18 protein-coding genes are annotated in these 16,549 nt (G+C 63.4%); 6 read left to right on the forward strand and 12 right to left on the reverse strand.

All coding sequences use genetic code 11. From position 1 onward, the window contains the following. Window positions 1–31: 31 nt before the first annotated feature. Window positions 32–847: a TrmB family transcriptional regulator gene (locus HKK80_RS02040; protein ID WP_411797944.1), complete on the forward strand. Its 816-nt coding sequence runs from the start codon at window positions 32–34 to the stop codon at window positions 845–847. Between the two features lie 6 nt (window positions 848–853). Here HKK80_RS02040 and mptA read toward each other — a convergent pair whose 3' ends face one another. The 5 genes from mptA to HKK80_RS02065 all read right to left on the reverse strand — a co-directional run bounded on the left by mptA (window position 854) and on the right by HKK80_RS02065 (window position 5,861). Beyond that, the gene (gene mptA / locus HKK80_RS02045) at window positions 854–1,786 is read right to left on the reverse strand and encodes a GTP cyclohydrolase MptA (protein WP_411797945.1); all 933 of its coding nucleotides are present in this window, start codon (window positions 1,784–1,786) and stop codon (window positions 854–856) included. Window positions 1,787–1,881: 95 nt separating this feature from the next. Next, the gene (locus HKK80_RS02050; RefSeq protein ID WP_411797946.1) at window positions 1,882–2,913 is read right to left on the reverse strand and encodes a sodium:calcium antiporter; all 1,032 of its coding nucleotides are present in this window, start codon (window positions 2,911–2,913) and stop codon (window positions 1,882–1,884) included. Between the two features lie 70 nt (window positions 2,914–2,983). Next, window positions 2,984–4,054: a S1C family serine protease gene (locus HKK80_RS02055; protein ID WP_411797947.1), complete on the reverse strand. Its 1,071-nt coding sequence runs from the start codon at window positions 4,052–4,054 to the stop codon at window positions 2,984–2,986. Window positions 4,055–4,122: 68 nt separating this feature from the next. Beyond that, on the reverse strand, window positions 4,123–4,536 hold the full coding sequence (locus HKK80_RS02060) for a hypothetical protein (protein WP_411797948.1): 414 nt from the start codon (window positions 4,534–4,536) through the stop codon (window positions 4,123–4,125). A gap of 80 nt (window positions 4,537–4,616) precedes the next feature. Beyond that, window positions 4,617–5,861 carry an NAD(P)/FAD-dependent oxidoreductase gene (locus HKK80_RS02065; RefSeq protein ID WP_411797949.1) on the reverse strand — a complete coding sequence of 415 codons (1,245 nt, stop codon included), beginning with the start codon at window positions 5,859–5,861 and terminating at the stop codon, window positions 4,617–4,619. Window positions 5,862–6,093: 232 nt separating this feature from the next. On the opposite strand from HKK80_RS02065, the gene HKK80_RS02070 reads away from it, so the two are divergent. From HKK80_RS02070 to HKK80_RS02080, 3 genes are all read left to right on the forward strand, one after another. Next, a complete protein-coding gene (locus HKK80_RS02070) occupies window positions 6,094–6,711 on the forward strand; it encodes a DUF6149 family protein (protein WP_411797950.1) in 618 nt (205 codons plus the stop codon). A 54-nt stretch (window positions 6,712–6,765) separates the two neighbouring features. Beyond that, window positions 6,766–7,299, forward strand: a complete 534-nt coding sequence (locus HKK80_RS02075; RefSeq protein ID WP_411797951.1) for a DUF5815 family protein — start codon at window positions 6,766–6,768, stop codon at window positions 7,297–7,299. 157 nt (window positions 7,300–7,456) lie between these two features. Beyond that, window positions 7,457–7,681, forward strand: a complete 225-nt coding sequence (locus HKK80_RS02080) for a hypothetical protein (protein WP_411797952.1) — start codon at window positions 7,457–7,459, stop codon at window positions 7,679–7,681. Window positions 7,682–7,695: 14 nt separating this feature from the next. Here HKK80_RS02080 and HKK80_RS02085 read toward each other — a convergent pair whose 3' ends face one another. Continuing rightward, window positions 7,696–7,851: a rubrerythrin-like domain-containing protein gene (locus HKK80_RS02085; RefSeq protein ID WP_411797953.1), complete on the reverse strand. Its 156-nt coding sequence runs from the start codon at window positions 7,849–7,851 to the stop codon at window positions 7,696–7,698. 268 nt (window positions 7,852–8,119) lie between these two features. Between HKK80_RS02085 and HKK80_RS02090 the strand changes: the two genes are divergently transcribed. Beyond that, the gene (locus HKK80_RS02090; RefSeq protein WP_411797954.1) at window positions 8,120–8,296 is read left to right on the forward strand and encodes an HEWD family protein; all 177 of its coding nucleotides are present in this window, start codon (window positions 8,120–8,122) and stop codon (window positions 8,294–8,296) included. A 1-nt stretch (window position 8,297) separates the two neighbouring features. Further along, entirely contained in the window at window positions 8,298–8,600 is a 303-nt protein-coding gene (gene cutA, locus HKK80_RS02095) for a divalent-cation tolerance protein CutA (RefSeq protein ID WP_411797955.1), read from the forward strand. Window positions 8,601–8,616: 16 nt separating this feature from the next. Here the strand turns inward: cutA and HKK80_RS02100 are convergent, their stop codons facing one another. The 6 genes from HKK80_RS02100 to glpK form a co-directional block, all read right to left on the reverse strand. Further along, window positions 8,617–9,294: a phosphoglycolate phosphatase gene (locus HKK80_RS02100; RefSeq protein WP_411797956.1), complete on the reverse strand. Its 678-nt coding sequence runs from the start codon at window positions 9,292–9,294 to the stop codon at window positions 8,617–8,619. 71 nt (window positions 9,295–9,365) lie between these two features. Then, on the reverse strand, window positions 9,366–9,662 hold the full coding sequence (locus HKK80_RS02105; protein ID WP_411797957.1) for an HPr family phosphocarrier protein: 297 nt from the start codon (window positions 9,660–9,662) through the stop codon (window positions 9,366–9,368). A gap of 56 nt (window positions 9,663–9,718) precedes the next feature. Continuing rightward, window positions 9,719–12,454, reverse strand: a complete 2,736-nt coding sequence (locus tag HKK80_RS02110) for an extracellular solute-binding protein (protein WP_411797958.1) — start codon at window positions 12,452–12,454, stop codon at window positions 9,719–9,721. A gap of 83 nt (window positions 12,455–12,537) precedes the next feature. Next, window positions 12,538–13,701, reverse strand: a complete 1,164-nt coding sequence (locus tag HKK80_RS02115) for a Cdc6/Cdc18 family protein (protein ID WP_411797959.1) — start codon at window positions 13,699–13,701, stop codon at window positions 12,538–12,540. A 208-nt stretch (window positions 13,702–13,909) separates the two neighbouring features. Further along, complete coding sequence (locus HKK80_RS02120; protein ID WP_411797960.1) at window positions 13,910–14,905, reverse strand: hypothetical protein; 996 nt, start codon at window positions 14,903–14,905, stop codon at window positions 13,910–13,912. Window positions 14,906–14,907: 2 nt separating this feature from the next. Beyond that, on the reverse strand, window positions 14,908–16,458 hold the full coding sequence (gene glpK, locus HKK80_RS02125; RefSeq protein WP_411797961.1) for a glycerol kinase GlpK: 1,551 nt from the start codon (window positions 16,456–16,458) through the stop codon (window positions 14,908–14,910). Window positions 16,459–16,549 lie beyond the last annotated feature (91 nt).

A 16,549-nucleotide genomic window follows, 5' to 3' on the forward strand; every position in this document is an offset into this window, starting at 1 on the left:
CGTTTTTGTTACCACGCCCCGACGCCGATATATGGCGAGTCTCCGCGATCTCGGGCTGTCGGAGTATGAAGCCCGGGCGTACCGCGCGCTCCTCCGGAGCGGCCCGACAACCGCAAAGGAGTTGTCACGAACAAGCGAGGTGCCGATGGGACGGATCTACGACGTGCTCAACGGGCTTGAACAGCACCGACTCGTCCGGAGTCAGGCCGCCAGCCGGCCGAAAAAATACGTTGCCGTCGAGCCCGACGTTGGGTTGGATCGCCTACTGGAGGCCAAACAGCGCGAACTCGACGAACAGGCCGAGCAGTACGCCGAGACCGTCGAGACGTTGACGAACGATCTGGAGGCGACCGCCCCGGTCAACGGCCAGTTTTGGACGGCTGCGGTCGGCCCCGAGGAGACACTGGAACTCTTGGTTGAGCGGATCGATGCCGCTGACGATTCGTTACACATTGTCGGCGGCACCCCGGCAGCCGGCCTTGACCTCCAAAACGCAAGCGGCCGCATCGTCGACGGCTTGGAAGCCGCCTTAGCGCGCGGTGTCGACGTGAAGTTGCTGGTGACACCGGCTGTCGTCGCCAACCTCCCGGAGGAGACGATCGAGACATACGACGCACGATTGAGCGACCACGACAACTACGCGGTTCGGACACGCGACACGATCGAGGGGACGTTTACCCTGATCGACGGCGTTGAGGTCTGTTTGGAGGTGCCGAACCCGCTGGATCCACAGCAGGCGTTTGCGATGATCGATCTCAAGGATCGGAGCTTCGCGGCCGACATCGGAGAGGTCTTTCAGCCGCGGTGGGAGAATGCTGATCCGCTACACGTACCACCACAGCACTGACCGGCTTCAGGCGGTACCGTTCAGTTCGGCGCGGAGTTGCCCGATCGTGACCTCGCGTTCGGCGTGGGCGTTGTGTTGGTGGATCGATTCGTCGTTGGATTGGCGGATGTAGACGACGGCCTCGTCAGAGAGGTGATCGAACTGCTCGACGGCACCCTCCGCTAAGGAGCGAACACAGTCCTCGACGAACTTGGCGTCGGAGTGGGCGGCGAAGGTCATATGATCCTCGTCGGGGCGTTTCGCCATGTTGTAGATCCGCGCGCTCATCGCATCGCGGGCGATGTCGATGATGTCGCCGAGATCCACGTCGGGGCTCCCCTCGCTGGTGATCGTCAGCGTCGCGTGGCCGCGCTGTGAGTGGCCGGGCTGGGGAACGGTATCAAGAAACTCGTCGATGATCTCGCGTTCCACATCGAGCTCCTGGAGCTTTTCGCGGGCGCGTGATTCGGACATCCCCTGCGAGCAGGGACAGACCGTCATCCCGGTGACCTCCGCGCCGATCTCCTCGTGGGTGCCGTCGTCGGTGGCGGTCGCGCTGGCGATGATCGTCGCGGTGTTTTGGGTCGGCTTCCCGCTGGCCGGCGTTTCCTCTTTTGTCACGAGATCGGCGGTCATCTCGACGGTCGCCGTCGACGTATAGTCGTGTTTCGACAGCAGGCGTTCGGCGGCCTCCCCACAGACATCCTCGACGCGGTAGGCTTCGGCTTCTGTCGTCTCCTCTAAGATCTCGTCGATGACCTCCATGTTGCGGCTCATATCGATCCCTTTGCGGCCGCCGGGGAGATCGACAAAGACCTCGAACTCGGCCATGAGGACGATCGGCCGTTTGTCCTCGCGTGCAAGTTTGACCAGTTTTTCGACACCCGTTACGCCAACCTGACTCAGCCCGACGGCCACATCCGGCTGGGTGGCCTGGACATCGGGCAGTTGGTGACTCATCAACCTTGATAGGCGTGTCGCCTGATTATGACTTTCGGTGCCCTGAGCAGGTCGGACACAACCGTCAGCGACGACCATAGTGTGCTGCCCACCACCTACGTCGCCGCAACGAGATTGATGACGCCGATGGTCTCCGCCAGCACCCACACGACAAAGAGCCCATAGGCGACAAGCAGCGCGTACGCCTCCGGCGTTGTCAACGAGAGATCGGTGCGGAGGAACCCAAACAACAGCACCGTCGCCAGCGTGAGCACGCCAAACATCGGGACGGCGACGGCGAAGTTGATCGAAACGGTGCCGATGAGCAACACCCCGATCGGGATCGCCACCAGCAGATCAAACGTATTCGAGCCCAACACGTTGCCGAGGCTGGTCAGCCCTCTCCCCTCCCGGGCAGCCCGCACGCTGACCAGTGTATCCGGCAGGCTCGTCACTGCTGCAATGATCGTCACGCCGGCGAGAAAATCCGGAATCCCGAAGGTGTGTGTGAGGATCTCGACAGCACTCACCAACTGTTCGACGCCGACAAGGATCAACAGCAGCCCGCCGGCCAGCGTCGCCCACTGCCGACCGATCGCATCGCTGAGCTCGATCGCACCGGTGTACTCGCTGACATCCTGCCACTGAATGAAGAGATACAGCCCATACAGCAACAGCGGCAGCATCGCCAGCGGGCGGGTGACCTGTCCGGACAGGGCTGGTGCGTCAGGGGTTGGTATGTAGATCACGCCGAGGGCAAAGGTGATCAACAGCGTGGCGACGGCGACCATGTAGAACTGCGCTTCCTTGTAGACGAGTTCGCGGTTTGTTTCGAGGTTTCCGGTCGCCGCCAGCCCGGCCAACGCCGGGATGACGAGAATGTTGAAGATGGCCGAGCCGACGATCCCGCCGACGCCCATATCGAAGACGCCGGCAAGCGCGGTGAAGACAACGCTGGCAAGCTCCGGAAAGCTTGAGCCGACGGCGACGACGATCGACCCCTGGACGACCGGCGGGAGCCCGTAGTGTGCCGACAGCTGTTCGGCGGAGGATTCCAGCCAGCCGCTGCCGACCCAGATGACCGCGGTTGTGAGGACGATCATCCCGACGGCGACAGCCGGCGACGCGGGCAACAGGCCACCGAGCATTACTCTCGGCTTCCGTGTCAGGGGGGTTAATACTGTTTACTCGGTGGCTGTCACGCGTGTTTGTCTCCCCTTACAACCCGGTTGGGCGTGTCCCAAGTTCGACCTGCACCGTTTGTTCGCGTCCATCCCGCAGCACCGTTAGGTCGACTGTCTCGCCGGGGCTGGTCTCCAAGGCGAGATAGCTTCCTAACCCCTCGCTCGTCTCGATCGGTCTGTCGTCGACCGCGCGGATCACGTCGCCGCCGACGGGGACACGCTCACCGTCGACGACCGTGATCTCGCTGCTCGCTTCGAGTCGGCCGTCGCTGGGGCCGCCGGGGGCGACGCCAACGACGAGTAGCCCACGAGAGGCTGGCAGGTCGTTGACGCGGGCGACCGTCGGCGTCACGTCATCGAAGGAGACGCCCATGTAGGCGTGGTCGTAGTCGCCGGTGGCGAGCAATTCGGGGACGACCCGCTGGGTGAGCGCGGCCGAGATGCCGAACCCGATGTTGTCGCCGCCACCGGAGTTGATGACGGCGACGACATCGCCGTCGAGATCGACCAGCGGCCCACCGCTGTTGCCGGGGTTGACCGGGGCGTCGGTCTGGATCGCATCCGGGATGTCGAAGCCCGCCGGCGAGGGGATTGAGCGGTCGACACCGCTGATAATCCCACTTGTCATCGTCCCGTTGAGGTTGTATGGGTTACCGATCGCCAGCACCCGTTGGCCCACCTCTGGGTCATCGTCCGTAAACGACAGCGGGCTCGCTGCCTCGGGCACATCGTCGACAGCAAGAACCGCGAGATCGCTGTGAGGGTCGCTGCCAACGACTGTGGCGGTGCTCCACCGGCCTTCGGTGAATCTGACCGCCGCCGACTGTGCGGTGCCGACGACGTGGGCGTTGGTGATGACGTGGTGGTCGTCGTACATGAACCCGGTACCCTGGCCGTCGGTCTCGACGAGGACAACCGAATCGATCGTCGCCTCGTAGATCTCGGTGTAGTCATCCGGCGTGGCGTCCGGTTGTCTCTCATCGCTTTCGTCCGTCCCCGGTTCCGGTGACGACGTTGACAGCGGCGAGCTACAGCCAGCGAGCCCGGCGAGTGCTGCGGCCCCGCCCGTGCAAATGATCTCTCTCCGCGTTGGCTGTGCACTCATATCGGATCAATATCGGCCGTTGCTATGTGAATATCTTCTGGTCGTGTCGATCTCGTTGCTGTCGCCCGTTAGGGCCAGTCGTCGCGCGTCTCGCCCTCGAACAGTTCCTCGTCGTCGGACTCCGCGGCCAGTTCCCACTCGGCGGCCTCGGCGGCCTCCGCCAAGGGAAGATACTCCCAGCCGGCCGCCTCGGCGATCGCTTCGTCGTCCTCGGTGGTGCCGACAAAGACGTGCCGTTCGGTGTCGAACTGCTCGGCGACGTTTTCAAGACTCTCTCCAACGCCGCGGGGCCCCGAAAAGAAGTCCTGTCGCACCCGGTGTTTCCGGGTGAAGTTGGTCACGACGTAGGTCGGCTTCTCGCTGACAACGCCGACGTACTCCGTCCACTGTCGGGCATCAGTCACCACAACCCCTGGATCAGCCAGCGATTGCAGGGCCGCAAGCTCAAATGCGAGGGTCATCTCGCCGCTGCCTCCGTCCATACCTGGGGTAACCTACGGGTGCCGAAAACCGCTTCGCTTCACCGACTGTCGCCGCTGGCCGGGACTCGCCGGCGTGATCGCTACTGCTGTTGTTCCTGCACCGGTGCGATGTCGTCGGCCTCAAACTCCTCGTTGAGCAGCGTCTCGGTCTGGTCGCCGACCGGGATCTCCTCGCGCATGAGCTCCTTGTAGCCGCTCTGGGGGGCGAGATCGCCGATCAACACGCCGCCGACAACCTTGCCGTCCTTGATGGCGACGCGCCGCCACTCGTTGTCGCCGTAGGCCTGCGACACATATTCGTCGCCGATCGTTGGATGGCCAAACGAGAGGAAGGGGAAATCGAAGTGGGTGATCGAATACGACGACACCCAGCGAAAGCCGTCGCTTTCGGGCTCGATCATGTTTTTCGCGGCGATGGTGCCCTGCTCTTTGGCCGACCCCCACGACCCGTTCTGTGCGTACTCGCCGAGAATCGTATCGTAGTACCGTGTCAGATCGCCGGCGGCGAAGATGTCGTCGAGGCTGGTGCGCATATACTCGTCGACGACGACGCCGTCGTCCTGTTCGATATCGAGATCCTGCAGCAGCTCGATGTTGAAGTTGAGGCCGATAGCGATGCCGACGAAATCCGAGTCGAACTGTTCGCCGTTGGGGTCGATCGTTGCCTCAACGTGGCCCTCGTCGTCGGTCTCGAAGTGATCGACACCGCTCTGGAAGACGGGTGTGACGCCGCGTTCCCGCATCGCGTCGTGCATGATCTCCGCGCCCTCCTCGGTGAGCGCGTACCGCCACCAGCAGTCTCCGCGCATGAGGTAGTTGGCTTCGACTTCCTGTTCGCCACAGATCGCCGCGAGGTCGATGCCGAGCAGCCCCGCGCCGACGATGGTTGCCGAGTCGGCTCCTTCGATGTGGTCGCGGATGTTCCGGGCGTCCTGGAACGTCCAGAAGTGATGAACCCCGTCGGCGTCGCTGTTGTCGACCGGGAGCTGTGTCGGGGTGCCGCCGGTCGCAACGAGGAGCTTGTCGTAGCCGATCGTTTCGTCCTCGTGGGTCGAAACGGTGTGATCGTCGGGATCGATGTTTGTGACGACGGTGTTGAGCCGGAGATCGATATCACGGTCGACATACCAGCTCTCGTCGTGGATCGAAATCGGGGCCTCGGGGAGCTTGCCCTTGGCGTACTCCTTGATGAGGATCCGGTTGTAGAGGGCCTCGCCCTCCTCGGTGATGACGGTGATCTCGGCGTCCGGGGCCTCCTCCCGGAGCGTCTCCGCGGCGGAGCTGCCCGCGATCCCGTCACCGATAACGACGTACGATGCTGTCATATCCCCGCGTTCGTGATCCGGGGTAAAGGAGGTTGCTATCGACGCGGAACCGTTGACAACCGTCCATACCGTGTTGGTTCGACCGGACAAACTTGGTTCTGCCAGCCGCTGTCCGGCCGATTTCCGCCCGTTTTCATCTCGTCGCCCTCGCTTCCGACCGTTCGCTCCTGTCGACGCTGCTGTTCTCCCACGTCGTGGGCTTCAAGAGTGTTCAACCCCTACCGGTGGTACGATGAAGATCCGCCAAAATATCCGCCACTGGGCGGCGAAAAACGCGCTGACCGCGCCCGTCCTCGGCGATATTGCCAACGACAAGCTCGTCGATATGCACACCGACATCTTCCTCGGGAAAGCCGACGAGGACGCCCGCGAGGCCCGCCGCGACCACCTCGATGGCTTCTTCGATGCGACGATGGACACCTACGTCGCCGCGCTTGAAGCCGGGCTCACAGAGGCAAAAGCCCGCGAGATCACCCACATTCAGGCCAACTTCGATTTCTTCAACCACGGCTGGACGGAGATGATGGAGATCCCCGCCGAGGAGTTTGAGGAGCACTTCCGTCGCTACGAGGACTTTTTCAAACGATATGGGATCACCGTTGACGATCCGCTCGGCGAGTTCCGGCCGGTCGATGGGATCCCCGAGGCGCCCGAAACGCCCGACAAACGCGACCAGCCAGCCTACGAGAACGCGATCGCCGGCTTCGCCGACGACGTGTACGTTGAGGACGGCGACGGCGAGCTCCACGTCGGCTCCGGGGCCGCCGAACCCGCCGACGCCGATCCGCGCAACGCTCCCGGCATGAGCGACGCCGTCGACAACGCCGACACCGAGCGGGCCGATAGCTAAGTGCGATCGATCCGATAACACGGGATTTAATCTCTCCTCACCCGAAACCCATCTATGGCTACCCCACGTGTCCCGGGCGACCCCGGCGAGCAACTCGACCTCCCGTGCGGCGAGTCGGTCGCCGTCACTGATCTCGATCTCGGGATGCGCGAGTACGACTGTGACTGTGGCGCAACCCACGCTGTCGTGATGGACGTTCATCCGCCGGATCGGTTCCTCCCGGAGTTTCTGGTTGGCGTGCTCCAGGAGGCCATCCAGACCACCAGCGAGGAGATGCCGGAGTTCGGAACGCCACACCTGCTCGGCATCGTCCTTGAGGAGTTCCCCGAACAGGTCGTCTCCTACGATGCGACCGAGGAGCCGGATGTCGGCTTTGCCTTGCTTTGGCTCACTGACTTCGATTCCCGAACCCTCCATGAACGTATCGTCGAACTCGTCATCGAGCTGATGGAACATGCGGTCAGCCATGCCGACGACAGCAGCGCGCTCACCGAGTTTGAGGCGAAGATGCACGAGTTCGATGTGGCGGCGTTCGTCGAGCAGTACCGCGAGGAGCGCGACCTCGAAGCAGAGCAATTTACCCCGTAGTTGCCCGGTGGCAGCCGACAGAGTCAGACACGTTTTCGGTTGTTGACACAATTGAATATCGACGAAACCGCTGTATCACCGCCGGAGCCGGCTATGTAAGCGGTTGTCTGACAGCTGTCACACACAGATTGAAACCGTTTGCGCTGCTAGTGTGGGTATGCAGACCACACCGAGTGATTTTGACCGCGTCGAAGGTGTGCTTGCGTCCGCCGACGAGCCGTTGACCGCCCGTGAGATTCTTGCTGCTCTGGAGGATGCCGACGCCGAGACGACGTTTGACAGCCCACACCAGCTTGCGACGGTACTCGGCCGCCGGGCGAAAACCGGCGAGATCACCGTGATCGCCCAACAGCCCTACCGGTACACGCTCAGCGAGAGCTAACGTTACACCGACGCTCAGTTCCGCGGAACGCTGATGTTTTGAACCGCTCCTCCACAGGCTGGACACCGCCGTCCGCCGTCAGTCTCTTCGAGCCGCGCGCCACAGCCTGTACACTCAAACCGGGTGTCGGTGTCGACCGCCGCGTGTAAGGTTGGAAAGTGTAATGCCATACCGTCCCAAAGACGTTTGTGTATATAATCTTCACGCCCGACTTGAGCGCATATACAGAAGAATAAAAGGAATATAAATTTATTTCTTACAGTATTTCTTGGTATTGTGTTTGATTGTAATCTATCGTCTTCGGCACTGTCCGCTACCGGGGGCCGAAGCCGTCCGCTTTTGGGGTGGTTGATCGCTGTTGTGGGATTAGCCCTCGGGGGCTGCTGTGGTGCCGCAGACTGAGAAAGGGTTAACTCGATGCGGGGTTCCCGTTCAGGTATGTCGATCAGTCTCCGCCACCCCACGAAGCGCGTCTGTGAGCGGTGTGGGCGGACAGAACGCTGGGACGGAACCACCGAATCGTGGCAGGTCGACGACGACGCTGTCGGGAGCATCTACTGCATCCACGAGTGGGATATCAACGGCTCGTTTGTCCCCTTCGAGGGGCATCTGTAGGATGCCGACCGTCTACGTGACCGCCCCCGACGACGCGGCCGAGGAGATCGCCGCAACGCTCGTCGAGGAGCGGCTTGCGGCCTGTGTCAACGCGGTCGACTGCCACTCGACGTATCGCTGGGACGGGGGCGTCGAAACCGACGCCGAGACGATCCTGCTGGTCAAAACGACCGATGCGGGCTACGACCGCCTCAAAGCCCGGATCGAGGCGCTCCATCCCTACGATGTGCCCTGTATCGAGCGGTTCGACGCGACCGACACCCTCGACCGCTTTGGCTCGTGGATTGACGACACCGTCGACTGAGCACACGGGGCCCCAGCTACGCTGACGCCGACTTCACCGATTCAAGCACCGAGCGCGTTCCCTCGAAATACGACTCCGCAACCACGGTGTCGGCGGCGGCTTTCGCCCGGTCGTCGGCGTTGGCGACGGCGTACGACGCCCCTGCCGTCTCGAACAGCGACACGTCGTTTTCGCTGTCGCCGATCGCCACAAACGAGCCGGCCTCAACGCCGAGGATATCGGCGACTGCGGCCAACCCATCGCCCTTCTCGACGCCCGGTGTCTTCAGGTGGTAGGCGTAGCCGGTGTCGACGACTTCGAGATCGAACTCCGCAGCCACTTCCCGGAGCAACGCCTCGTCGGCGTCGATGCGGGCGGCGAGTTCGGTCTCCCGCCAGCGGTTCGTTGTATCGGCGGCATCCCACCCGAGATCACCGCCCCGAGCCCGAAACGTCTCGGCGGCCTGTTCGGCCCGACCGCGGTCGCCCTGGAAGCTGACCTGCCCGTCGGCACAGACGACGCCGCCGTTTTCGGCGACGACCCGCTCCGGGATCCCCAGAAAATGACAGAGTGCGACCGGGTACGGAAACGATTTGCCGGTCGCCACCACGATCGGCGCGTCCCAGGCCGGCAGTAGCTCAAAGATCCGTGGATCGATCCGGTCGTCGCGTGTTGTCAGTGTGCCATCGATATCCAGCGCAAGCGGCGGTACCATATCGCCTCTCGGCGACCCGGACAAAAAACCGCTCCGGCGTCGGTGTGTCTGCGGTCAACTCGGAGGGTGGGTTACGCTGGTGTGTCGCCGGCGACATCCGACTCCCCGGCCGGCGTCGAGATGACGTTTGCGAGTGCTTCAAGCGCGGGTTCGGCCTCCGGCCCTTCGGCGGTCAGCCGCACCTCGTCGCCACGCCGGACGCCGAGGCCGGTGACCCCGAGAATGCTGTCGGCGGCAACGGGTGGTCGACTCCCATCGACGGCCTCGACGGTGATCGTGGCATCGAAGTTGCCGGCGGCTTCGACGAAGGTGGTCGCTGGCCGCGCGTGCAGTCCATCCTCCGGGACGACGGTGACTGTTCGTTCCATGAGCGCTGTTGGGGTAGTGTCCTGTTAGTAGTCGGGGGTTATCGCCGTCGGCCGCGTTAGCGGCCCTGCTCGACGGCGTAGTTGTCGAGCTGTTGTTCGACCATCTCGCTGAGGTTGGCGAGCTCCTCCTCGGTGTCGCCGGTTTTGATATCCTCGTAGGCCTCGGCGACGAGCGTCCGTACCGTATCGAACGGCCCGATCCGCGCGCCGTTGGTCGCCGGCGTGTCGGGGCTGCCGAGCAGCTCCTGGATCCCGACCTCGTGGCCGGGGTTCTCGCGGAACCAGCCGTCGTTGCGCAGTTTCTCGACGCCCTGTTCGTGCACCGGCAGGTAGCCGGTTTCTTGGTGCCAGCGGGCCTGCTGTTCCGGCGCGGTCATCCACGCGAGGAACTCGCCGGCGGCCTCCTGTTGGTCGCGGGTTGCATCCTCCGAGACCCACAGTGATGCGCCGCCGACGATCAGGCCGACACGGTCGCCCGCGGCGGGCATCCCGCTGACCTTTGTGTCGAACTCCGCGCCCTCGATGATCGAGCCACACGAGGAGGATGAGCCGACCAACATCGCGGCTTTGCCGTCGTGGAAGGCTTCCTTGGCCTTTCCGCGGGCCTCAATCCCGGGGTTGTGATACAGCCCGCGGTTGTCCAGCCCTGTCCACCAGTCGTAGAGTTCGACGCCGGCCTCGCTGTCGTAGAACGCCTCGTCGGGCGTCCCCGCCCGGCCGTTCTGTTTGTTGACGATCTCCTGGCCCGCGCTGGCGAACCACTGCTCGACGAACCAGCCGTAGTTGGCAAAGGTGATCCCGGTGTCGGTGACGCCGGCGTTGACAAGCTCCTCGGCGGCGGCGGTGACCTTAGAGAATGTTTCCGGTGGGTTGTTCGGATCAAGTCCGGCGGCCTCGAAGGCCTCCTGGTTGATGGCTAGGATCGGCACCGAGGAGTTAAACGGCATCGAGTACAGCGTGCCGTTGGTTCGGTAGTAGCTCAAGACGGGATCGAGATAGTTGCGAAGCTGCGTTCGGCTCGGCAACACGTTTTCGACCGGTTCGAAGGCCCCGCTGTCGAGTGCCTTCGCGGTACCGATCTCGTAGATCTGCGACAGTGTCGGTGTGTCGCCGCGCTCGGCGGCATTCAGCGTCGACTCCAGGTTGCCACGGTAGCTGCCCTTGTTGGTCGCCTCGATCCGGATGCCGTCGGCCTGCTCCTCGAACTCTCGGATCAGGTTCTCCAACAGCAGGCCCTTGTCGCCACCCATCGCGTGCCAGAACTCGAAGGTGGTCACGTCGCTGTCGGCGTCTATCTGGGCGGTGACACCGCCGAACTCGTAGTTGGTTGCCAGCTCGTTGAGCGAGCTGCTGCGCTCGTCGAGCGTTGTCGCGCCGGTTGAGACCTCGGCCAGCGCCGTTGTCTGCTGTTGGACGGCGGCGGCCGCGTTTTCGGTTCGATCCGCGGTCTCGTCGGCGATCGCACTCACGTCGTCGACCATCGCCGCGGCCTCCTGCAGTGAGTTGGCCTGCTGGTCGGTCGCCTCGCTGATCTCCTGGACGCCGACGTTCGTCTCCTCGACATCGTCGGCGATCTGCTGGAAGTTCTCGACCGCGCCTTCGATCGTATCGACGCCCGAATCGATCCGATCGCGGGTCTCGTGCATCTCCTCGACGGTGGTGTCGGCCTGATCGCGGATCGTGTTCACCGACTCCTCGATGTCGCCGGCGGCTTCCTCGGCGTCCTCGGCGAGGCTTTTGACCTCGTCGGCGACGACCGCAAAGCCTTCGCCGGCCTCGCCGGCGCGCGCGGCCTCGATCGAGGCGTTGAGCGCGAGGATGTTGGTCTGGCTGGCCACGTCGCCGATGAACTCCGCGATCTCCTCGATCTCGTCGATCCGGCTGTCGAGCTCTTGGGTGGCCTCCAACATCCGGTTGGTGCGGGTGTCGATATCGTCGAGTTCGGCAAGGGCGTCGGTCGCCAGCTCACGGCCCTTCTCGCCGCGTTCGGCGGCCTGTTCGGAGGCTTCGGCGACCTCGCTGGCCGAGGAAGCGACCTCCTGGGTTGCGGCCGACAGCGAGCGGATCTCATCGGAGAGCTCCTCAAGCTGTGAGTTCTGTTTGTTTGCGTCCTCGGCGATCGCGTTGACCTCGCTGCTCATATCCTTGCTGGCGGATTTGACCTCCTCGACCCGCCCCGTCACGCGGTTTGTCGCGCCGGTCACCTGATCGCTGAAGTCATCGACCGTCTGGACGGTGTCGCTAAACTCCTCGATCAGCTCGTTGAACGTTTCGGCGGCTTCTGTCGCCTCTTCCGGCGCGTCCGATGGATCCATCCGCACCGTGAGGTCGCCGTCGGCACCCTCGGCCATCGCGTCGCTCAACTCCGCACAGAACGCTTCCAGCTCGTCGGCCCGCTCGTCGTCTTGGTTTGGTACAACCTCGCCGCCGTCGGTGGTTGCGGCGGTTGGCTGTTCGGTGATCGTGACACCATCGGTTGACTGGGTGGTGGCTGTGGCCCCCGCGCTGTCGGTGGCTGCGGACGCCGTTTCGGCGGTTGTTTCCTCACCTGTGGCTGTCGCCTCGTCGGTCGCTGTTGGGTCGGCTGTGTCCGTTTCGGCCGGTTCCTCGTCGTCGCGTTCCCACGGCAGCGAGATGAGGCCGAACAGTCCGGCCGTTGTGACTGTCGGGTCGCGCGCGAGCCACGCGAGCCCGAGGACGGCCGCAAAAAGACCGATTCGGACGCTGTTCCCGGCCAGTTTGCCGGTGCCGACCCCACACCACGGGCGAGCGGTGATCCACCGTAGACTCATACTTACGATCATTACAGTATGGTGTACATAAATGTGTGTATCGGATTATCGTGTGCAACCGCCGGTGGCCGTCCGTCGCCGTCTCAGGCCGTGTCGGTCAACGCCGTGAACACGAGCGTGGGAAACCGCGGCTCCAGCCGGGATGGGGGGCGGCCGGTCTCCGATGGCTGGTCGGCTTTCACGCGCCGAACGATCCCGCTTTCGGCCAGCTCATAGAGGATGCGCTCGATCGTCGCCCGCGAGAGATCGATCCCGTCGCTGCTGATCGCCTCGGCGGCCGCCTTAACCGACTCCCGGGCCGTCTCCGGCAGCTCGATCAGCCGCCGGACGATCCGTTTTCGACTCGTCGGCAGCGACATGACACGGCCGAGGGCGACACAGGGTTGCGGCACCGCCGCCATCCCGGTCGCCAACGCGGTCGCATCGATCGGGGTGTCGGCATCCGCGCCGACGCTCACCGCCGCGCCGAACAACGCCGCCAGCGCGTCGTGGGCGTCGCCGTCGGCCCACGCTGCGACATCGGTGAGCCCGTCGGTCGTCGTCGCCGATCGCAGCCGGCCGTTGGCGACCCGGCTGGTCAGGATCTCGATCAGCGTGTGTTGTGTGTAGGGGTCGACGTGAACCCGTTTGATCGTCTGCCGGTCGCTGATCGCGGTGTCGGCGGGCTTGCTGCGACCGACCGCCAGACAGCTGATCGATGATCGAAACGGTGCGAACTGCTCGAAAACGGTCGCGCTGTCGAGGGTTTCGGGTTCACCAACGTGGTCGACGGCGACAACGATCTGTCGATCCCGCGTTGCCAGCTGCGTCTCAAGCCGGTCGCACATCGCCTCGCTGCTGACCCCTTGTTTTGGGACAGCCGACGACGACAACGCCGCTACAACGGTATGGAGCAGCCCGAACGCCGACTGGGCGCGCCGGCTGTCGACGTAGAGAAACCGCACCTCGGTTGTCGGCTCGGCCCGCGTTGCGGTGTAGATCTGTGTTGTCTGATCGCCGTGCTGGCGGCTACACTCGGCAAACAGCGCGCGGACAACGGCTGATTTGCCCGAACCCTTCGGCCCCCAGACGTAGCTGTCGGCCGGCCGGTCGGCGTCGAAGATCGGTGCCAGCACGTCCAGTAGCTGCTCGATGACGGTACCGCGGCCGACCGGCTCGCTTGGATGTACCAGCGGGCTGATCGCGTCATACGTCGGCCGGGCGTCGTCGGCGTGCTGTCGACGGGCGATTCGATCCTGTAAGTCCATGATGTGCTCCCGGTGGTGAGGTCAGTGCTCGTGTTGTTCGTGGGTGGTGTCGGTGTTCGTGGTTAGTGCCGCGATGCGTCCCTGCTCCGTGCTGTGGGTATGAATGAAAAAGCGAAAACCGCATCACCAGACGACCGCCGTTGAGCGACGGTGTGATCGACTCCGGCTCACCAACGGGGTGAGCAAGGAGTGGTTGGTGGGTGTCGGTTTAGAGGCCGAGGCCGCCGAGACCGCCCCAGAAGGTGTCTCCGAGGACGCCCGCGGCGGTCAGGACAGCCGACAGCAGACCGGACATGAAGATGCCGAATGCCGGCGGGTCAACGTGGGTTTTGCCGTGCATGTAGAAGACACGGTTACAGATCTCACCCATCAGTGCACCGAAGGCACCGAAGAGCGCGCCGACGATCAGCACGACCGCCGGACTGTAGCCAGCAGCACTGGCACCCAGAGCACCGACAGCACCGGGAAGGGTGATGTGGTGGGTGACCGGGATGTTGTCGACACCGGCCTGCAGGAACACGAGGCTGGCTGCACTGATACCGAAGCCGATGAGCGGGCTACCGGTACCTTGGTAGGCGGCTGCACCGAGGATACCACCGATAATTCCGATGAAGGTAACGCCGCTCCATTTGTACTGCCACGGCAGCCAGATGCCGGGTGCTTCGTCCTCGTCGCGCTCCCACGGGCCGACATCGAAGAGGCCGTCACCGGTGACCTCGCCGATGATGCTGTAGCCGAAGGCAACACGGTGGATCAGCGCGGAAACGAAGACCATCAGCGCGATGTTGTCAGTCGGGATGCCGACCGTTCGACCGAGGCCGGTGCCGACCATCCCGAGGATGCCGAAGATACCACCGACGAGCAGTACGTCGGTTTTCTGGGTACCAGCGGCCCACAGGATGTTCTTCCCGTCATCGATGTAGCCTTGCTTGGCTGCGTATGCGGCTGCGGCCGCACCAGCGGCGAAGCTGATGTGCGGGCCGAAGACCGGACCGAAGCCGAGGTAGCCGGTGAACCCACTGGCCGTCAGTGAGGCACCTTCGCCTGCACCGTCAAGACCGATTGCACCTGCAGCCTCACCAGCAATGACCATGAAGCCGGTGAAGATGAAGGCCGGTAGTGCGCCGATAGCAGCACCGAAGGCACCGCCGGCGAAGGCGGCGATATACCACGTCGGATCAACAAGCGTTGGATTCAGTACCATCGTTAGTCACCACCCTCGTCTCGGGCCCAGTCTTCGGATCGCTCGACGGCGTCTTTCCAGCGGTCGTAGTTGACTTCGATGTCGGCGTCTTCGTCGACGGGGAAGCGTCGGTCGACCTGCCAGTTGTCGCGGAGTTCGTCAACCGTGTCCCAGTAGCCGACGGCGAGGCCGGCGGCGTAGGCGGCACCGAGGGCGGTCGTCTCGTCGACGACCGGCCGAACGATCTCCGTGCCGATGATGTTCGACTGGAGCTGACAGAGGAAGTTGTTCTTGACCGCTCCGCCGTCGACACGCAGACTGGAGAGGTCGATGTCGGCGTCGGAGACCATCGCTTCAGCCACGTCTTTGGTCTGGTAGGCGATGGATTCGAGCGTGGCGCGAACGATGTGTTCGCGTCGGGTACCACGCGTCATGCCGACGATCGTTCCGCGTGCGCGCTGATCCCAGTGCGGGGCACCGAGGCCAGTGAACGCAGGCACAACATAGACGCCGTCAGTCGAGTCGATGCTGCGTGCGAGTTCTTCGGACTCCGCAGCGTCCTCGATGAGCGTCATGTCTTCGAGCCACTCGATCGCGGCACCGGTGATAAAGATCGACCCCTCAAGGGCGTACTGCACGTCGCCACCGGATTTCTGGAAGCCGATCGTGGTCAGCAGGCCGTGATCGGAGCTGACGGCCTCGTTGCCGGTGTTCATGAGCATGAACGAGCCGGTACCGTAGGTGTTCTTGGCGTCGCCAGCGTCGAAGCAGGTCTGGCCGAACAGCGCGGCCTGCTGGTCGCCGAGCGCGCCTGCAACAGGCACTTCGGCACCGAGGAAGCCGTCGGCGTCCGTGCTGCCGTAGGTTTCGTCGTCAGAGGACGGACGCACTTCGGGCAGAATCTCCCGCGGAACGTTGAACTCGTCGAGGAGTTCGTCGTCCCATTCGAGCTCGTTGATGTCGTAGAGCATCGTGCGGGATGCGTTGGACACGTCGGTGATGTGATTTCCAGTAAGGTTGTAGATAACCCACGTGTCCGGGGTACCCATCATGAGCTCGCCGTCTTCGGCGCGGTCGCGGACATCCTCGGGCCGCGATCGCTGGAGCTTGATCGGGTCGGCGTTGTCGAGGATCCACTCTGTCTTCGTCGCCGAGAAGTACGCATCACATTCGAGACCCGTTTTCTCACGGATCTCCTCGACGGTCAGCGTGTCGGTGCTTTCGTCTTGGATCTCTTCGACGCGGTCGGTGGTACGTCGATCCTGCCAGACGAGGGCGTTGTGTACTGGTTTGCCGGTTTCGGCGTCCCAGATAATTGTGGTCTCGCGCTGGTTGGTGATCCCGATCGATTCGAGCTGCTCGGCATCAAGATCCTCTTTATCGAGAGCCTCGTTGATGACGAGCTTCGTGTTCTCCCAGATTTCCATCGGGTCGTGTTCGACCCAGCCGGGCTCCGGATAGATCTGCTCGTGTTTTTCGTAGGCTTGCGATACGACGTTTCCGTCATGGTCAAAGACCATGAAACGAGTTCCAGTCGTCCCTTGGTCAATTGAACCAACGTATGTTTCTGACATGTGTATTCACCACACTCCTTGTGGGGGCCGTTCCCCCGTCGGCGGCGAACCGTTCTTTACGACCGGTTCCACCACCACGGGTAAACACTAT

Origin of the sequence: Halonotius sp. F2-221B (assembly GCF_046719765.1) — an archaeon.
Taxonomy (GTDB): domain Archaea; phylum Halobacteriota; class Halobacteria; order Halobacteriales; family Haloferacaceae; genus Halonotius.